This is a genomic window from Streptomyces sp. NPDC051180 (genome assembly GCF_040689545.1).
GTDB lineage: Bacteria > Actinomycetota > Actinomycetes > Streptomycetales > Streptomycetaceae > Streptomyces.
Genome location: NZ_JBFBBC010000009.1, coordinates 148,040 through 164,767, shown reverse-complemented (window position 1 = coordinate 164,767; position 16,728 = coordinate 148,040). Strand labels below are relative to the sequence as shown.

General features: G+C 73.1%; 16 protein-coding genes. 9 read left to right on the top strand and 7 right to left on the bottom strand.

The window, feature by feature from the left end:
- Positions 1-99 precede the first annotated feature (99 nt).
- Entirely contained in the window at positions 100-1,473 is a 1,374-nt protein-coding gene (locus tag AB0424_RS18265; protein ID WP_366306541.1) for a dipeptidase, read from the bottom strand.
- A gap of 174 nt (positions 1,474-1,647) precedes the next feature.
- Here AB0424_RS18265 and AB0424_RS18260 point away from each other — a divergent pair, with 174 nt between their 5' ends.
- Complete coding sequence (locus AB0424_RS18260) at positions 1,648-2,199, top strand: DoxX family membrane protein (RefSeq protein ID WP_366306539.1); 552 nt, start codon at positions 1,648-1,650, stop codon at positions 2,197-2,199.
- Positions 2,200-2,447: 248 nt separating this feature from the next.
- Positions 2,448-3,359, top strand: a complete 912-nt coding sequence (opcA, locus tag AB0424_RS18255; RefSeq protein WP_366306537.1) for a glucose-6-phosphate dehydrogenase assembly protein OpcA — start codon at positions 2,448-2,450, stop codon at positions 3,357-3,359.
- Positions 3,360-3,400: 41 nt separating this feature from the next.
- Here the strand turns inward: opcA and AB0424_RS18250 are convergent, their stop codons facing one another.
- A complete protein-coding gene (locus tag AB0424_RS18250) occupies positions 3,401-4,228 on the bottom strand; it encodes a DUF2182 domain-containing protein (RefSeq protein ID WP_366306535.1) in 828 nt (275 codons plus the stop codon).
- A gap of 197 nt (positions 4,229-4,425) precedes the next feature.
- Here AB0424_RS18250 and AB0424_RS18245 point away from each other — a divergent pair, with 197 nt between their 5' ends.
- Entirely contained in the window at positions 4,426-5,079 is a 654-nt protein-coding gene (locus AB0424_RS18245) for a DUF1326 domain-containing protein (RefSeq protein WP_366306533.1), read from the top strand.
- 256 nt (positions 5,080-5,335) lie between these two features.
- On the top strand, positions 5,336-5,617 hold the full coding sequence (locus AB0424_RS18240) for a hypothetical protein (protein ID WP_366306531.1): 282 nt from the start codon (positions 5,336-5,338) through the stop codon (positions 5,615-5,617).
- 265 nt (positions 5,618-5,882) lie between these two features.
- On the opposite strand, the gene AB0424_RS18235 is transcribed toward AB0424_RS18240, so the two are convergent.
- From AB0424_RS18235 to AB0424_RS18220, 4 genes are all read right to left on the bottom strand, one after another.
- Positions 5,883-6,719: a class II fructose-bisphosphate aldolase gene (locus AB0424_RS18235; protein WP_366306529.1), complete on the bottom strand. Its 837-nt coding sequence runs from the start codon at positions 6,717-6,719 to the stop codon at positions 5,883-5,885.
- 123 nt (positions 6,720-6,842) lie between these two features.
- Positions 6,843-7,793, bottom strand: coding sequence for a sugar isomerase (locus AB0424_RS18230; RefSeq protein ID WP_366306527.1), 951 nt, complete (start codon positions 7,791-7,793; stop codon positions 6,843-6,845).
- 91 nt (positions 7,794-7,884) lie between these two features.
- Positions 7,885-8,817, bottom strand: a complete 933-nt coding sequence (locus AB0424_RS18225; protein WP_366306525.1) for a 1-phosphofructokinase family hexose kinase — start codon at positions 8,815-8,817, stop codon at positions 7,885-7,887.
- Positions 8,814-9,842, bottom strand: coding sequence for an ROK family protein (locus AB0424_RS18220; RefSeq protein WP_366306523.1), 1,029 nt, complete (start codon positions 9,840-9,842; stop codon positions 8,814-8,816). Before AB0424_RS18220 ends, AB0424_RS18225 begins: the two co-directional genes overlap by 4 nt.
- 283 nt (positions 9,843-10,125) lie before the next feature.
- On the opposite strand from AB0424_RS18220, the gene AB0424_RS18215 reads away from it, so the two are divergent.
- The 4 genes from AB0424_RS18215 to AB0424_RS18200 all read left to right on the top strand — a co-directional run bounded on the left by AB0424_RS18215 (position 10,126) and on the right by AB0424_RS18200 (position 14,226).
- Complete coding sequence (locus AB0424_RS18215; RefSeq protein ID WP_366306521.1) at positions 10,126-10,917, top strand: DeoR/GlpR family DNA-binding transcription regulator; 792 nt, start codon at positions 10,126-10,128, stop codon at positions 10,915-10,917.
- A 229-nt stretch (positions 10,918-11,146) separates the two neighbouring features.
- A complete protein-coding gene (locus AB0424_RS18210) occupies positions 11,147-12,202 on the top strand; it encodes a magnesium and cobalt transport protein CorA (protein ID WP_366306519.1) in 1,056 nt (351 codons plus the stop codon).
- Between the two features lie 401 nt (positions 12,203-12,603).
- Complete coding sequence (locus tag AB0424_RS18205) at positions 12,604-13,995, top strand: lamin tail domain-containing protein (RefSeq protein WP_366306517.1); 1,392 nt, start codon at positions 12,604-12,606, stop codon at positions 13,993-13,995.
- Between the two features lie 87 nt (positions 13,996-14,082).
- The gene (locus tag AB0424_RS18200) at positions 14,083-14,226 is read left to right on the top strand and encodes a hypothetical protein (protein ID WP_366306515.1); all 144 of its coding nucleotides are present in this window, start codon (positions 14,083-14,085) and stop codon (positions 14,224-14,226) included.
- 196 nt (positions 14,227-14,422) lie between these two features.
- Here the strand turns inward: AB0424_RS18200 and AB0424_RS18195 are convergent, their stop codons facing one another.
- Positions 14,423-14,605, bottom strand: a complete 183-nt coding sequence (locus AB0424_RS18195; RefSeq protein ID WP_366306513.1) for a hypothetical protein — start codon at positions 14,603-14,605, stop codon at positions 14,423-14,425.
- Between the two features lie 170 nt (positions 14,606-14,775).
- Between AB0424_RS18195 and AB0424_RS18190 the strand changes: the two genes are divergently transcribed.
- Complete coding sequence (locus tag AB0424_RS18190) at positions 14,776-16,614, top strand: APC family permease (protein ID WP_366306511.1); 1,839 nt, start codon at positions 14,776-14,778, stop codon at positions 16,612-16,614.
- Positions 16,615-16,728 lie beyond the last annotated feature (114 nt).

Genomic DNA, 16,728 nt, shown 5'->3' with positions numbered 1-16,728 from the left:
GGATCGGTGGTCAAGGACCGGCAAAATGTAGCGCACGCGTCAACGGCCACCGCCGCCCGCCCGGCGAACCGGGCGGGCGGCGGGCCTTGCGCGGTGTCGTCAGCGCGCGGCGGCGTAGCCGCTGAGGAACAGCGCCTCGGCGAGCGCCATGTGCTCGATCTCCGAGGGGTCCACGCTCTCGTTCGGGGCGTGGATGAGACAGCCCGGCTCCTCGACGCCGATCAGCGCGATCTCCGCCTCGGGGAAGTGCTCCGCCAGCACGTTGCACAGCGGGATCGATCCGCCCTGCCCCGACTGCACCATGTCCTTCCCGTACGCCGTGCGCAGCGCCGCCGCCAGCGCCCGGTAGGCGGGACCGTCGGTGCGCGCCCGGAACGGCTGCCCGGCGCTCTCGGGCTCGACCTCCACCTTGGCGCCCCAGGGCGCGGCCGACACCAGATGGTCGGTGAGGGCGCGCCGCGCGTCGTCCGCGTCGATCCCAGGCGGCACCCGCAGGCTGACCCGCGCCCGTACCTTCGCCTGCACGGCGGCCGAGGAACCCACCACCGGCGGGCAGTCGATGCCGAGCACGGTGACCGCGGGACGCGCCCAGAGCTCGTCGGCGACCGAGCCCGTGCCGACGAGGGAGACGCCGTCCAGCACGCCGACGTCGGTGCGGAACTGCTCGGGCGGGTAGTCCACGCCGTCCCACCTCCCGTCCCCGGCCAGCCCCTTGACCGCGGTGTTGCCGTGTTCGTCGCGCAGGCCGTCGAGGATCCTGACGAGCGCGGCCAGCGCGTCGGGCGCCGGGCCGCCGAACATGCCGGAGTGCATCTCGCCCTTGAGCGTGGAGACGGTGACGACGACGTTGGTCAGCCCGCGCAGCGAGGTGGTCGCGGTCGGCAGACCGAGCGCGAAGTTGCCCGTGTCGCAGATCAACAGGGTGTCGGCGGAGAAGAGTTCGGGCTGCAGGGGGACGAGCTGCTCCAGCCCGCCCGTGCCCTGCTCCTCCGAACCCTCCGCCACGAACTTGATGTTCACGGGGAAGTCCCGGCCCTCCGGGCCGCCCAGGGCCCGCAGGGCGGTCAGATGCATGGCGATGTTGCCCTTGCAGTCCGCCGCGCCGCGCCCGAACCAGCGCCCGTCGCGCTCGGTGAGCTCGAACGGCGGTGTCCGCCACGCGTCGTCGTCCAGCGGCGGCTGCACGTCGTAGTGGCAGTACAGCAGCACCGTCGGCGCCCCCTCCGGCCCCGGCGCGTGCCCCACCACCGCGTCCGTGCCGTCCGGCGTCGTCACCCGCCGCATGTCCCGCAGCCCGGCCTCCGTGAAGGACCTGACGAGGAAGTCGGCGGTCTTCGCACACTCCTCGGGCGGGAACTGCCGGGGGTCGGCGACCGACCGCATCGCCACGAGCGCGGTCAGGTCCTCCTTCGCCCGGGGCATCAGGGCCCGGACCCTCTCCCGCAGCGCGGTCTCGGTGGCCTCGGCGGTCATGCGGCAACCCACTTCCCTCGGAGAACGAAAGCCCACTCAGTCAAGCAACACGGGTCGAACACCGCAAAAGATGACTCAAGTGGCCTACGCGGAATGCCGCTCGAAGGGCGCCCGGCGAGCACCCGGACCAGAGTGGACGGCGTACGCCTCCGCCTCCCGCACCTGGAGAACCCCATGGCCCACCTCAACCGACGCGATCTCGGGCTGCTCGTGCTGAGGGTCGGCACCGGCGCCGTCCTCGCCGCGCACGGCACGCAGAAGCTCCTCGGCTGGTTCGGAGGCGGCGGCATCGAGGGCACCTCCAAGGCGATGGAGGCCATGGGCTTCAACCCGCCCCGCGAGAGCGCGATCGCCGCCGGCCTCGGCGAGGCCGGCGGCGGAGTCCTCCTCGCCCTCGGCCTCGCCACCCCGGCGGCCGGCGCCGCCGCGGCCGGCGCCATGGCGGGAGCCGTCGCCGTCCACGCCCCGGCCGGCTTCTTCGCGCAGGCCGGAGGTTACGAGTACCCCGCGTTCCTCGGCTTCACGGCCGCCGCCATCGGCATCACCGGTGCCGGCCGCTACTCCCTGGACCACGCCACCTGTCACGTTCTCGACCGCCCCTGGGTGGTCGCCACCGCCTTCCTCGGCACGGCGATCGCCGCCGCGGCCGTCGTCGGCCGCCGCGCACAGGAGCAGGCCGCCCCCGACCCCGACCCCGAACCGGACCCCGAGCCGAAGTCGGCCTAGGGCCTGTCGTCACAATCCCCTCGTTGCCCGAAGGGCGGCCCTGCGGCGTCTGGTGCGTGCTCTCGGTGTGCCGGGTGGAAGTGCTCGTACTGGGCGTACTCGCGCTTTCGCCCGGTGCGGCGAGAGCGCGTGCCAGGCGTCGCGGGGCAGAGGGGAATGTGACGACAGGCCCTAGTGGGAAGGGACCCGCACGCGTCCGCCGCGCGGGAGGGTTAGGCTCGCCGCACAGGAAGGGACGGGGGCCGCGCATGAAGATCGATCTGACGGACACCAACTCCAGCAAGATCAACAAGGCGATCCTGCGAGGGCGCAGGGAAGTCGGCACACCCGCCGTCGGCGCCGTGCTCACCCTCATCGTCGTCACCGACGAGGAGAACGCCTACGACGCCGTCAAGGCCGCCAACGACGCCTCGCGGGAACACCCTTCCCGCACGCTCGTCGTCATCAAGCGGCACGCCCGTTCGCCGCGCGGCCGGCAGGAGACCCGGCTCGACGCGGAGGTCCGCCTCGGCACCGACGCGGGCTCCGGCGAGACGGTCCTGCTCCGGCTCCACGGCGAACTCGGCGCCCGCGCCGACTCCGTGGTCCTGCCCCTGCTCCTGCCCGACGCGCCGGTCGTCGTCTGGTGGCCCGTCGACGCCCCCGAAGTCCCCTCCCGCGACCCGCTCGGGTCGCTCGCCCAGCGCCGCATCACCGACATGTACGCGGTGGAGGACCCCCTCGCCGCGCTGGAGGCCCGCGCCGCATCCTACGCCCCCGGCGACACGGACCTCGCCTGGACCCGGCTCACCCCGTGGCGCTCCATGCTGGCCGCCGCCCTCGACCAGGCGCCCCTCGCCGTCACGGCCGCCGCCGTCGAGAGCGAGGCGGAGAACCCCAGCGCCGAACTCCTGGCCCGCTGGTTCGAGGTCCGGCTCCGCGTCCCCGTCGACCGGGTCGTCACCGACGGACCCGTCGTCACGGCCGTCCGCATGGACACCGCCGACGGCGAGATCCGCATCGACCGTCCCGAAGGCCCCGTCGCCCGCCTCGCGATCCCCGGTCAGCCCAGCCGTGTCCTCGCCCTCAAGGTCCGCACCACCGCCGAACTCATCGCCGAGGAACTCCGCCGCCTCGACCCGGACGAGGCGTACGCCACCGCCCTCCGCGGGCGCGGCTAGCGGGTGCCTTGCCGATGATGCCGGGCTCGCCGAGGCGCCCCCTAGATACGGAGCATCTCCGTCATGGGTGACTGCGGCGGTATCAGGCCCGGCAGCAGCCAGGGCTGGAAGAGGCTCAGCACGGCGAGGGCGAGGCAGGCGGCCCCGACGACCCAGGAGAAGACGGGGCCCAGCCGCCAGAGCTTCTCCACGAAGATCACGACGGCCACGGCGGCCATCGCCAGGACGTTCATGACCCCGAGCGGGACGAGCACGACCATGAGCCCCCAGCAGCAGCCCACGCAGTACGCGCCGTGGTGCGCCCCGACCCGCAGGTCCCGGGCCCGCGGTCGGAAGCCCGCGTAGCGCACCAGCTGACCCATGGGGCTCCGGCAGTGCCGCAGACAGAGGTCCTTCCACGGGCCGAACTGGTACAGCCCGGCGACCAGGAAGGCCCCGGCGCCGATCCAGCGCCCGGCGCCCGGGTTCCGGTCCACCAGAGCCCCGGTCGCGGCGAGCAGCCCGTAGGCGAACAGGCCGAAGGCCGTCCAGGCCAGCAGGTACCCGGCGGCGAACTGGGCCGTGCGGGCGACCCGCGCGACCGGTGTGGGCGAGCGGCGCCCGATGGCCCGGGTCCAGGTCAGGGCCACCGGGGCCACGGACGGGAACATCATGGCGATCATCATGACCAGCCACAGCAGCAGGAACAGCGGGATGCCCATGCCCATCGTCCCCGGCTCGACCCCCATGTCACGGGCCTGGTCGACCACCAGCACCCAGGCGAGCACGGCGATCGCCGCCATCACCGACCAGGCGAACGCGAGCTGCCGGGCCGACAGGAGGTTCGCCGGACGCAGAGAGGGTGACAGGGCCTTCGGGTCGAGGCGCACACCTCCAGCACATCACGGCGGCCCCGGGCGTGCGCGCGGGAACGCGTGTACGGAGAACGCACCTCTCCCGGGGACTCCCGCGGTGGGACAATGGAGGTGGATACCCGTACGACCCGGGCGTGGGCCGGCGAGGGCTCCCGGGGTTCTGCCGTCCTCCCGCGATCGACGTCCCGGCGCGGTCACGAGGAGGCAGGGAGATGTCCGAGACGACGGCGGCCGTTCCCCGGTGGCACGCGGCGGGCGACTGGTTCGACACCTGCAAGTGCAACGTGCCCTGCCCCTGCTCGTTCGCGCAGCTTCCCACCTACGGCGACTGCGACGGCATCCTCGCCTGGCACGTCCGCGAGGGCCGGTACGGTGACGTGTCCCTGGACGGTCTCAACGTGCTGATGCTGGGCTCGTTCGTCGGCAACATCTGGGCCGACCACACCGACACCTACGCCGCGGTCTTCGTCGACGAACGCGCCGACGGCCCCCAGCGCGAGGCGCTTCAGATGATCTTCGGTGGCCAGGCGGGCAGTTGGCCCGCCGAGATGGTGAGCATGATGGGCGCCGAGATGCGCGGCATGGAGTTCGCCCCCATCCGGATCGAGGTCGCCGACGACCTCGCGAGCTGGCGGGCCGTGGTGCCGGGCCGGGTCGAGGCGAGCGCGGTTGCGCTCACGGGACCGACGACGCCGGACGGCGCGCGCGTCCAGTCGACCAACCTGCCGGGCGCGGAGACCGGACCGGGCCAGGTCGCGACCTGGGGCCGCTCGACAGCGGACCGCGCCGACGCCCACGGCTTCCTCTGGAGCCGCGAAGGCCGGTCCAGCAAGCACATCACCTTCGACTGGACGGGTCCCGACTAGGCCGTCTCTTTCGGATCTTGCCTGACCCGTGCCGCCCGGCACCGCACCTCTCCGATTCATGTACGTGAATGGTGGTGGCCATCTCGCCCTCGCGCACACGGTCCGGGTGCGGCACCCGCTCGGCCTCCCAGGTCAGACACTCCGCGCCGTCCGTGTCACGAGACGGCCGCAACGGCGCTTCCCGTGACATCCTCGGACGAACCGCCCACGCCATGGACCGTCGTGGGCCTCCATTCGTCCTGCGCGGAGGGAATCGATGCTCATCAGCCACACCGTGGGGACGGACGCCCTGCACGTCACCCTCCACCACGACCTGGACGTGACCAACCGGGCCGCCGCCGCGCTCCAGATCCAGGCGCTGGTCCAGGACCACCGCCCCCTCCGGGTCGTCATCGAGCTCCCCGTCGCCGACCCCACCCCCGCCACGCTCAGCGCCCTCGCCCGGGCCCACCGCATGTGCGCCGGCCTCGGCATCCCGCTCTCCCTCGGCGGCGCCAGCCCCCGCACCCGCCGCCTCCTCGACGCCAACAGCATCTGAACGCGACGGAAGCGGCGTCGCGACGGCGGGCGTCGTCGCGACGCCGCTCCGGACCGGGCCGGGCGCCCGGACCGGCCCGGCGGCAGCGTCGGTCAACAGCGCCGTTGGTCCGGAACTATCGTCCGGCAGGCCGGACTTGAGGGGAGCTCGCCTCTCGTGGACGGCTCGGTGCCCGGCGCCGACCGGGACGAGGCCGTCGCTGCCGTACGGAAGGAGGCTGCCGCGGCCGTACGGAACCATGCCGTCGCGGCCTTACGGGCGACGCTCAGCGTCCCGCGAGGATCGTCAGCAGACGGGCCACCTCCGAGGCCACGGCGTCGCGGGCGGGGCCGAGGTACGTGCGGGGGTCGGTGGCGTCGGGTCCGGCGAGGAGCCGCTCTCGCACGGCCCGGGTGAAGAGCCGGTTGAGGTGGGTCGAGATGTTGATCTTCGTCATTCCGGCGGCGACCGCCTTGGCGAGGTTCGCGTCGTCGACCCCCGAGGAGCCGTGCAGGACCAGGGGTATGCCGAGGGAGTCCCGGAGGCGGGCGATCAGGCCGAAGTCGAGGCCGGCGTCCCGGGTCGCCATGGCGTGGGAGCTGCCCACCGCCACGGCCAGCGCGTCGACGGCCGTCGCCTCGGCGAAGGCCCTGGCCTCGGCTGGGTCGGTACGGACGTCGGGTGCGTGGGCGCCGTCCTTGCCGCCGACCTCCCCGAGTTCGGCCTCGACCCGGACGTCGGCGCGGTGGCAGTGCTCGGTGACCTCCCGGGTGGCGGCGACGTTGGCCGCGTAGGAGAGCCGGGAGGCGTCGAACATCACGGAGGTGAAGCCCAGTTCCACCGCCTCGTGGACGAGGGCGACGGTCTCGGCGTGGTCGAGGTGCACCGCGACGGGGACGGCCGCGGCCCGGGCCAGCGCGAGGGACGCGAGGCCGATCGGGGCGAGCGCACCGTGATATCGGGCGGTGTTCTCGCTGATCTGCAGGATGACCGGCAGTCCGGCCTGCTCGGCTCCGGCGACGATCGCCTCGGCGTGCTCGATCTGGACGACGTTGAACGCTCCGACGCCGGAGGCGCCCGCGTAGGCGGGGCCGACGATGTCGTCGGTGGACGTGAGGGGCATGGGGTTCTCCACGAAGGCGATCGCCGAGGAGCCGGTACGGCGTCGGCACGGGTGCTGCGGGCGGAAGTCGGCGGAAGTCGGCGGAAGTCGGCGGAAGGAGGAGAGGCGCGGGCGGCGGCGCCTCTACGCGGAGGGCGGGTCGAGCACCACGGAGCGGGTGAGGTTGCGGGGACGGTCGGGGTCGTAGCCGCGGGCCTCGGCGAGGCGGACGGCCAGCCGCTGGGCGACGATCAGGTCGGCGAGCGGGTCGAGGCCCCCCGGCGCGTCCGTCGAGGCACCCCGGAACAGACCGCCGACACGGGCCACGTCGTCGGCGAGGCCGTGCGGGGCCGGGCCGAACAGCCAGGCGACACGGCCGGGACCGGTGATGCTGATCGGGCCGTGGCGGTACTCCATGGCGGGGTACGCCTCGGTCCAGGCTCCGGCGGCCTCGCGCATCTTCAGCCCCGCTTCGAGGGCGAGGCCGTACGACCATCCCGTACCGAGGAAGGTGATCTGCTCGGCCCCGCACAGGTCGGGTCCCAGCGGTGCGCCGAGGGCGCGCCGGGCGTCCTCGACGGCCCCGGCGACGGGGCGGACGCCCGCGGGCAGCGCGCCCTCGGCCTCCAGGTGTGCACGGAGCAGTACCAGGGCGGTGGTGGCGAAGCGGGTCTGCACCACCGACTCCTCGTCCGCGAAGTCGAGGACGACGACGTGGTCCGCGAGGGTCATGACCGGTGTGGCGGGGTCGGCGGTGAGGGCGGTGGTCGCCACCGCGCCCCTGACCCGGGCCAGCAGGTCGAGGACCTCGGTGGTGGTGCCGGAGCGGGTGAGGGCCACGATCCGGTCGTAGGTGCGGCCGGTGGGGAACTCGGAGGCCGCGAAGGCGTCGGTCTCGCCGTGCCCGCCGCTCTCCCGCAAGCGCGCGTAGGCGTGGGCCATGAACCAGGAGGTGCCGCAGCCGACGACGGCGACGCGCTCTCCGCGCCGGGGCAGCGCGCCGGTGTGGGACGCGACGGAGCCGGCCGCTCGGCTCCATGTGTCGGGCTGGGACGCGATCTCGGCCGAGGTGCGGGACGTTTCGAAGGTGGTCACGGGATTCCTAGCGTTCGGGAAGGGCGGGGGAGAGGCGGGCCGGTCGGGGGGCCTGTGCGGGCGGGGAGGGGCTGTGTGAGCGGGGAGAGGCTCACGCGGTGGGGGTCGGCGCCACCTCCTCGACGGAGACTCCGGCGAGGAACCGGCGGTGGACCGCCGCGTCGACGTCTCCGGCGGCCGGGCAGGGGACCGCGGCGGCCGAGAGCGCCACCGCCTCGCGCAGGAGGTCCGGCCAGGCGGCCCCGTCCCACAGCCCGGCCGCGATCGCGGCCACGCAGGCGTCGCCGGCGCCGGTCGGGTTGCCGGAGAGCCGCTCGGGAGGCGCCGCACGCCAGGCGCCGTCGGGCGTCAGCGCGTACAGGCCGGCCGCCCCGGCGGACACGACGACCGCCCCGGCACCCCGCCCGCGCAACATGGCCGCGCCCTCCGCCAGGTGCTCGCGGCCCGTAGCCGCGGTGATCTCGGGGGCGTTGGGCTTGACCACGTCCGGGCGGGCGGGCAGTGCGCGGAGCAGGGCGGCTCCACCGGTGTCGAGCACGGTGCGCGCCCCGGAGGCCGCGGCCGTGCGGATCAGTTGCGCGTAGGCGTCCTCCGGCAGGCCGGGGGGCGTGCTGCCGCTGAGGACCACCACCCGCACGTCGGCCAGCAGTGACGCGTAGTGGCGCAGGAAGCGCCGCCACTCGGCGGGGGTGACGTCCGGTCCGCTTCCGTTGAAGACGGTCGCGTCGCCGTCGTCGTGGCTGACGACGGCCAGGGTGCGGCGCGAGGCACCGGCCACCTCCAGGAACGCCTCGCGCAGGCCCGCGGCCCGCACTCCGTCCCTGATCAGACGGCCGGTGTCCCCGCCCACGAGGCCGGTGACGACCGGGTCGTGGCCGAGGTGGGCCAGGACGCGGGCGACGTTGACGCCCTTGCCGCCGGCCCGCTCGTGGGCGGCGCCCACGCGGTGGGAGGCACGGGGGCGCAGGCTCTCGACCTCCCAGGTGACGTCGAGGGCCGCGTTGAGGGTGACGGTGAGGATCACGGCGCGGTCGCTCCCGTGCGTACGGCGGTCATGGCGTCGGCTGCCCGCCAGGCGGTGAGTCCCGCTCCCAGGCACCCGGCGCGGTCTCCGAGTTCGGCCCGGACCAGCGTGGGACGGCGCTGGAATCCGAGGCGTTCGTCCAGTCCTGCGCGTACGGGGTCGAGCAGCAGCCGGCCGGCCTCGGCCAAGCCGCCCCCCAGCACGATCAGTTCGGGCCCCAGCAGCGTCGTGGCGGTGGCCAGCGCGTCGGCCAGACCCTCCGTGGCCCGCCGCCACACCGCGCCGGCCACCGGGTCGCCGCGTTCCGTCAGCTCCGCGACGTCGGCCGCGCCGGTCACGGCGCGGCCGCTGCGCGCGCTGTACGCCTCCGCCACCGCGGACGCGGACGCCACGGTCTCCAGGCACCCGGAACCACCGCAGGCGCACCGCCGCCCGGGCGACTCGACCACCACATGGCCCAGTTCCCCCGCGTATCCTCCGGCCAGGACCGGCCTGCCGTCGCTGACGATCGCCGCCGCGACACCGGTCCCGATCGCCACGAAGAGCACGTCCCGGGCACCCCGGGCCGCCCCGAGCGCGCCCTCGGCCAGCCCTCCGGCGCGTACGTCGTGGCCGAGCGTCACCCGCAGTCCGGTACGCGCCTCCAGGAGTCCGGCGAGTGGGAGGTCGCGCCACCCGATGTTGGCCGACCGGACGGCCCGCTCGCGCGCGTCGTCGACGATGCCGGGGACGACCACACCCGCGTGCCGGACCCGCAGCCCGCGCCGGGTGGCCGCCCCGCTCAGTACGAGCAGGGTGTCGGCGACGGCGTCCTCGACCGCTTCGGGCCCGTCGCCGCGGGGAGTCGGCCTGCGCACGCTCTCCAGCGGCCGCATGTCCCGGTCGAAGACCGCCCCCTTCATACCGGTGCCGCCGACGTCGATGCCGAGCACACAGGACCCGGGCGCCTCGTCGAGGGCGGGACCGCGGCCGTGACCTGAGAAGACCGCCTGCGCAGCCGTGCCCGGGGAGTGAGGACCATCCATCAACGTCGAACCATCTCCATGGTGGAATCTGATGTAAAGCAAGGCCATTCGAGCAACTTCGAGCAAGATTGATGAGTGGAGTAAACATCGAAGAGTCCTCTACGTCCAGAGGCAGCGCCCCGAAGGCGCCGGAGAGCGCGGAGAGCGGCCGGACCGGAGGGCCGCGGGAGCCGCACCGATACGATCGAGTCCGCGCACGTCGTCCAGGGCGGCGGATCCGGCCCGTCGGCCCGCCCGGCGGCCGTGCGCACACCGAGGACCGGGGCACAAAGGGGCGCGACGCATGTCCAAGCAGGAGCGGTGGAGCAGGCTGCTGGAGCTGCTCGCGGTGGACGGGGCGCTCGACGTCGAGGAGGCGGCCGTGGCGGTGGCGGTGTCGCCCGCGACCATCCGCCGCGACCTCGACGAGCTGGCCGACCAGAAACTGCTCGTCCGTACGCGCGGAGGCGCCATCGCGCACGGCGTCTCCTATGAACTCCCCCTGCGCTACAAGTCGTCGCGCCAGGTCTCCGAGAAGCAGCGCATCGCCGCCGCCGTGGCCGAACTCCTCCGCGAGGGCGAGGTCGTCGGCCTCAACGGCGGCACCACCACCACCGAGGTGGCCCGTGCCCTGGCGCTCCGGACGACCGGCGGGGCGGCGGAGAACACCTCCGGCCCGACGTTCACCATCGTGACCAACGCCCTGAACATCGCGGGCGAACTGGCCGTCCGCCCCCAGTTCAAGATCGTCCTGACCGGCGGCGTCGCCCGCCCCCAGACCTACGAACTGGTCGGTCCGCTGACCCGCGGAGTCCTCGACGAGGTCGTCCTCGACGTCGCCGTCCTCGGCGTCGACGGCGTCGACCCGGAGCTCGGCGTCATGACCCACCACGAGGACGAGGCCGACATCAGCCGGCTCTTCGCCGAGCGCGCCCGCAAGGTCGTCCTCGCCACCGACTCCTCCAAGATGGGCAAGCGCGCCTTCGCCCGCATCTGCGACCTCGACCGCGTCGACGTCCTCGTCACCGACTCCGGCCTCACCCCCGACATGGCCGCCCGCCTCACCGAGGCCGGCATCGAGGTCGTCAGCGTCTGACCGGCTTGTTGTCTCCGCAGGTCAGAGGTGCTACGCCCCCGCAGTGCGGCGTCGGCGGACCGTCGAGGAGGACGCCGAGCGGCGGCGGCCGCAGGGCAGTGCAGGCCCGGTCCGGACGGGACATTCCCGACGACTCGGAGGAACATCTATTCCTGTGAGGCCGGCACGGCGCGCCACGCCGCCGGTGGACAGGAGACGGCGCACGTCGGCCGGCCGCGAGGAGGCTGCCATGATCGTCGACTGCGCTCACTACCAGGACGGGTGTCGGCAGCACGAGGGCGCGATGCCACTGGAGCAGGCGGCCGCGCACAGCAAGCTGGGCGGGTTCGTGTGGCTGGGCATGTTCGAACCGGCCCCCGAGGAGCTGAGCCGGGTCCGGGAGGTCTTCGGACTGCACGAGCTCGCCGTCGAGGACGCCCGGACGTTCCACCTGCGGCCGAAGGCCGAGCAGTACGAGGACGGCACCGAACTGCTCATCATCCGCACGGCCCGCTACGACGACGAGCGGGAGGAGGTCGACACCGGCGAGATCAGCATCTTCCTCGCCGAACACTTCGTGATCACGGTTCGCCAGGGCATCGCGAGCGAGCTGCACGAAGCCCGGAGCCGGCTCGAAAGCCGCCCCGAGCTGCTGAAGACCGGCAGCGCGTCCACGGTGTGGGCCATCGTCGACCAGGTGGTGGACGGCTACGCGCCGGTCGTCGAGGAGCTCGAACGCGACATCGAGCAGATCGAGGCCACCGTGTTCTCCGGCGCGGTCGCTCCCACCGAACGGATCTACTTCCTGCGCCGCGAGGCCACCGACTTCTACCGCGCCGTCCACCCGCTGCTCGCCGTCCTCGGACGGCGCCTGCAGGCCGGCAAGTCGCCGCCCCTGCTTCAGCCGTACATCCGTGACGTGCACGACCACCTCCTGCTGGTCAACGAGGAGGTCGCCGCCCAACGTGACCTCCTGACCACCGTGCTCGAAGCGAACATCGCGGTCATCTCCGTCGAGCAGAACAAGATCAACCTCCGGCAGAGCGCCACGATGGAGCGGCTCACGATCCTCGCGAGCGTGTTCCTCCCGCTCTCCTTCGTCGTCGGCTTCTTCGGGCAGAACTTCGCCTGGCTGGTCAGCCACATCAGCGGCCTGACGGCCTTCCTCGCCTTCACCCTCACCGGCGTCCTGCTGCCGAGCTCGATGCTCTACCTCTGGCTCCGCCGCCGGCGCGCCCACCCGCCGCAGCCGACACCGGAGGTGACCCACACCGTCGATCGCGGATCAGCGACCCCGGGGGAGTGAGGCCGGGACCGTCGGGGGCCGGCGGACGGGAGCGGAATGCTCGCGCTGGGCGGTGGTGTGCGGCCGCCGTTCCGGCCTCGGGTGCCCGCGAGGAGCGGCACACCAAGGCGAGGTTCAACAGGTCCGGCCTGTACGGGGTATGGCGTACCGTCCGGCAGTCGGTGCACACTGCGCAACGCGCGTAGAAGTGACATGCGGAGGAAACCTTCCGGTCCCCCGCGTGCAACCCGGCGCGCCTAGAACTGCCCTGCCGCCACGGCGTGTTCCTCCCCACGCGACCGGTGCGGCGCGCGAACCGTCCGCAACCGCTCGCGAAAGGCACCTTCGTGCAACTTTGTCGTATACCTGACAGAAGCCGCCGCCGCATCGGCGTGCTCGGCGCAGCCCTCCTGGCCGCCGCCATGACGCTGGCAACGCTCACCACCGCCCCCGTGGCGCGTGCCGCCGCCTCCGTTCCGTCGCAGGGATCGCCGACGCAGCTCGACGTCGGCAACTGGAACGTCGAGTGGTTCGGTGCGCCGGACTTCGGCCCGACCGACGAGGCGCTGCAACAGCAGAACGTCCGCGACGTCATGGCGGGCGCCGACATGGACGTGTGGGGCCTCTCCGAGGTCGTCAGCACCTCGGCGTTCGACACACTCGTGGCCGGAATGCCCGGGTACACCGGGGTCGTGGCCAACGACCCGATCGTGACGAACGGTGCGCAGTACTACTCGGACTTCGGCGACACCGAGCAGAAGGTCGCCCTCGTCTGGCGCGCCGACATGGCCACCCTGGTGAGCGCGAAGGTCATCCTCACCGGCCAGAACAGCAACTTCGCCGGCCGCCCGCCGGTGGAGTTCACGCTGCGCGGCACGTTCGACGGCGTCACCCGCGACCTCGTCTTCATCGTCCTGCACGCGAAGGCCGGGTCCACCCAGGAGGCGTGGAACCTTCGCAACCCCGCGTCGCAGGCGCTCAAGTCCTACCTCGACACGACCTACCCCACACAGAACGTCTTCGTCGTCGGTGACTGGAACGACGACGTGGACACCTCCATCACCTCCCAGAAGGCTTCGCCCTACGCCAATTTCGTGAACGACGCGGCGCGTTACACGTTCCCGACGCGTGCCCTGTCCCTGGCAGGGGTGGCGTCGACGACGAGCTACCCGGACTTCATCGACCACCAGCTCACCACCGACGAGGTGCAGGCGAAGTACGTCGCCGGCTCGGCGACCGCCTTCCAGCCCCAGCCCTATGTCCCGAACTACGCGACGACGACCAGCGACCACTACCCGGTGCTGGCCCGCTACGACTTCGTCATCGGCGGTGGTGGCGGCGGCGGAACCGCCGGTGTCGTCATCAACGAGGTCCTGGCCAACGAACCGGGCAGCAGCACCGACGGCGAGGCGGTGGAGATCGTGAACACCGGCGGCACGGCCGTCAGCATCGCCGGCTGGACCGTCCGGGACGCGTCGGCGGTGCGGCACACGTTCGCGGCCGGGACGACACTGCAGCCCGGCAAGGCGATCACCGTGTTCGGTGCCGGCTCCGCGATCCCCGGCGGCATCGTGGCGGTGGCGGCGACCACCGGCGGCCTCAACCTGTCCAACAGCGGTGACCAGGTCATCCTCCGGGACTCGGCCGGAACGACGGTCCAGTCGATGACCTACACCTCGAGCCAGGCCAACTCCGACGGCGTGTCCCTCAACCGAAGCCCTGACGGCACCGCGACGGGCAGCTGGGTCAAGCACGACACCATCAGCACGCTGACCCGCTCGCCCGGCCGGCGCGCGGACGGAACCGTGTACTGAGCCCCTCGACGAACCGGACGAAGTACCCCTGGCGCCCGAGCCCGCAGGACCCAAGGCCGTCCATGGATCCGGCCCTCCGAGTCGGTCGTGCGCTCGCTCGCCGAGCCGCTCGACATCGAGCTTCCGACCGTCGATCCGACGCTCACCGCCCCCGCGTTCACCGGCCCGTCGACCGCCCGGACGTCGCCGAGGGCCGCCCGCGAGATCGGACACGCGACCCGGACCCCCTGACCCGTACTGCGCAACCGTGCCCCGCCCCTTCCGTCGCGACGGAACCGGCGGGGCACGTCTCTCGGGCACCGGTGCGGCCCACGAGACCGCGGTGGCCGTCGGGTCCGTGGCCTCTCGGGGTCACCCCGGGCGTCAGCCGACCTGGACGCGGGGATGCCGCGTGCCGGCGCGCGCCGACAGGGCCTCGCCGGCGACCTCAGGGGCGGTAGACGAGTTCGATGAGGATGGCCGCGACGAGCAGCCAGGCACCTGCGCCGAGCACCCACACGGCGTCCTGGACGACTCCGAGGAGGCAGACGGGCAGCGCCACGGCGGCGAGGGACAGGGACACACGACGCATGCGGAGGTCCGCGGATGTCCGCGATCTGTTGCGGTCCATGGCACGACCGTAGCCCGGAGGCCCGCTCCCCTGCGCCCCACGGCCGACAGCTTGGCGTCAAGAACCCGTGAAGAGCCCGGTACTCGGCGCAAGGAACGCGCCAGGAGGCGCGGGAACCACGCGGGCCGGGGGACACCCTGAGCGGACCTGAGCACGAAGGAGACCCCCACATGTCCGCTCCGACCACCGAGAACGGGGCCGCGCCCGTCGCCGAGGAGCCCCCGGATACCGGTGCGCGCCACAAGCTGACCGCTGTCACCGGGCTCGCCGCGCTCTCCCTGGACGCGATGGCCTCGGTCGCGTACGGGCCCGAGGCCATCGTCCTCGTTCTCGCGGCGGCCGGCGGTTACGGCCTCGGCTTCACGCTGCCGGTCACGCTGGCCATCGCGGGCCTGCTGGCCGTGCTCGTGGCCTCGTACCGGCAGGTCATCGCCGCCTTCCCGGACGGCGGGGGGTCGTACGCGGTCGCCAGGACGCACCTCGGCCGGCGGACGAGCCTGGTGGCCGCCGGCTCGCTCGTCCTGGACTACGTCCTGAACGTGGCCGTCGCCGTGACGGCCGGTGTCGCCGCCCTCACCTCGGCGGTCCCCGAGCTCCACGGGGACCGCCTGGGGATCTGCCTCGCCGTACTGGTGCTGATCACGGGCGTGAACCTGCGGGGGATCGTCGAGTCGGCGCGTGCCTTCATCGTCCCGACCGCCGTCTTCATCGGCGCGATCCTCGTGCTCATCGTCGTCGGGCTGTTCCGCGACGCCCCCGTCTCCACGGCCGCGTCCGACGGTCACGCCTCCGTCCTCGCCGACAACGCCACCACCGTGGGCGCCCTGCTCCTCCTCAAGGCGTTCGCCTCGGGCTGCTCGGCGCTCACCGGCGTGGAGGCGATAGCGAACGCGGTGCCCTCGTTCCGCGCCCCCGCCGCCCGCCGCGCCATGCGCGCCGAGGTCGCCCTGGGCGCACTGCTCGGCGTGATGCTGATCGGCCTGTCCGTGCTGATCTCCCGCTTCGGTCTCCAGCCGGTCGAGGGCGTCACCGTCCTCGCGCAGCTGGCCGACGCCTCCCTCGGGCACAACTGGGCCTTCTACGTGGTTCAGTTCGCCACGATGGTGCTGCTCGCGCTGTCCGCGAACACCTCCTTCGGCGGGCTGCCCGTCCTCCTGAGACTGCTCGCCCGCGACAACTACCTGCCCCACGTCTTCGGTCTCAAGGCCGACCGCCAGGTCCACCGCCACGGCGTCGTCTGGCTGGCCGTCGTCTCCGCCGGGCTGCTCGTCTTCTCGGGCGGGGACACCAACACCCTCGTCCCGCTCTTCGCGATCGGCGTCTTCGTCGGTTTCACCATCGCCCAGACCGGCATGGTCCTGCACTGGCGCCGCGAGCGCGGACCCCAGTGGATCGGGAAGTCCCTGCTGAACGGCCTCGGCGCCGTCCTGACAGGTGTCTCCGCGCTCGTGGTCACGGCCACCAAGTTCCACGACGGCGCCTGGCTGATCGTGATCGCGCTGCCGCTGCTCGTGGCCCTCTTCGAGACGGTCCACCGGGCGTACGGCCGGATCGGCGAGCGTCTGGGCGTCGGCCGGATTCCGGAGGCTCCGCACCGCGAGCGTTCCCTCGTCCTGGTGCCCGTCTCCTCGCTGACCCGCGTCACCAGCGAGGCGCTGACGGCGGCCGTGTCCCTCGGCGACGAGGTCCGCGCCCTCACGGTCTGCCACCCCGATGCCGAGGACCAGGTGGCCACCGAGGCGCTCGAACGCGACTGGGCGCTGTGGAACCCCGGTGTCCCCCTGGTACGGCTCCCTTCCGAACGCCGCTCCCTCGGCCGGCCCATCACCGCCTACGTGCGCGACCTGGGAGCGACCGAACCCGGCACCCGGGTCACCGTCCTGATCCCGGAGGCCGAGCCCGAGCGCCTGTGGCAGCGCGCCCTGCAGAACCAGCGGGGTGCCGTCGTCGCCCACGCCGTCCGCCGCGACACGGACGCGGTCGTCTGCCGGCTCCGCTTCCGCTGCTGACACCGCCCCCCCCGGGCCGTCAGGGATCCGTAGAAGACCGCTCCGCCCGCTGCCCTCCACGCCGCACCGGGCGGAGCCTTGACGTGTCGGGGGCAGTACGGGGCCGGATCCTCC

Bases quoted from the DNA above. Each gene is read 5' to 3' on its own strand.
- AB0424_RS18265 (WP_366306541.1), bottom strand. From the start codon at position 1,473: ATGACCGCCGAGGCCACCGAGACCGCGCTGCGGGAGAGGGTCCGGGCC.
- AB0424_RS18260 (WP_366306539.1), top strand. From the start codon at position 1,648: ATGGCCCACCTCAACCGACGCGATCTCGGGCTGCTCGTGCTGAGGGTC.
- opcA (WP_366306537.1), top strand. From the start codon at position 2,448: ATGAAGATCGATCTGACGGACACCAACTCCAGCAAGATCAACAAGGCG.
- AB0424_RS18245 (WP_366306533.1), top strand. From the start codon at position 4,426: ATGTCCGAGACGACGGCGGCCGTTCCCCGGTGGCACGCGGCGGGCGAC.
- AB0424_RS18240 (WP_366306531.1), top strand. From the start codon at position 5,336: ATGCTCATCAGCCACACCGTGGGGACGGACGCCCTGCACGTCACCCTC.
- AB0424_RS18235 (WP_366306529.1), bottom strand. From the start codon at position 6,719: ATGCCCCTCACGTCCACCGACGACATCGTCGGCCCCGCCTACGCGGGC.
- AB0424_RS18220 (WP_366306523.1), bottom strand. From the start codon at position 9,842: ATGGATGGTCCTCACTCCCCGGGCACGGCTGCGCAGGCGGTCTTCTCA.
- AB0424_RS18215 (WP_366306521.1), top strand. From the start codon at position 10,126: ATGTCCAAGCAGGAGCGGTGGAGCAGGCTGCTGGAGCTGCTCGCGGTG.
- AB0424_RS18210 (WP_366306519.1), top strand. From the start codon at position 11,147: ATGATCGTCGACTGCGCTCACTACCAGGACGGGTGTCGGCAGCACGAG.
- AB0424_RS18205 (WP_366306517.1), top strand. From the start codon at position 12,604: ATGACGCTGGCAACGCTCACCACCGCCCCCGTGGCGCGTGCCGCCGCC.
- AB0424_RS18195 (WP_366306513.1), bottom strand. From the start codon at position 14,605: ATGGACCGCAACAGATCGCGGACATCCGCGGACCTCCGCATGCGTCGT.
- AB0424_RS18190 (WP_366306511.1), top strand. From the start codon at position 14,776: ATGTCCGCTCCGACCACCGAGAACGGGGCCGCGCCCGTCGCCGAGGAG.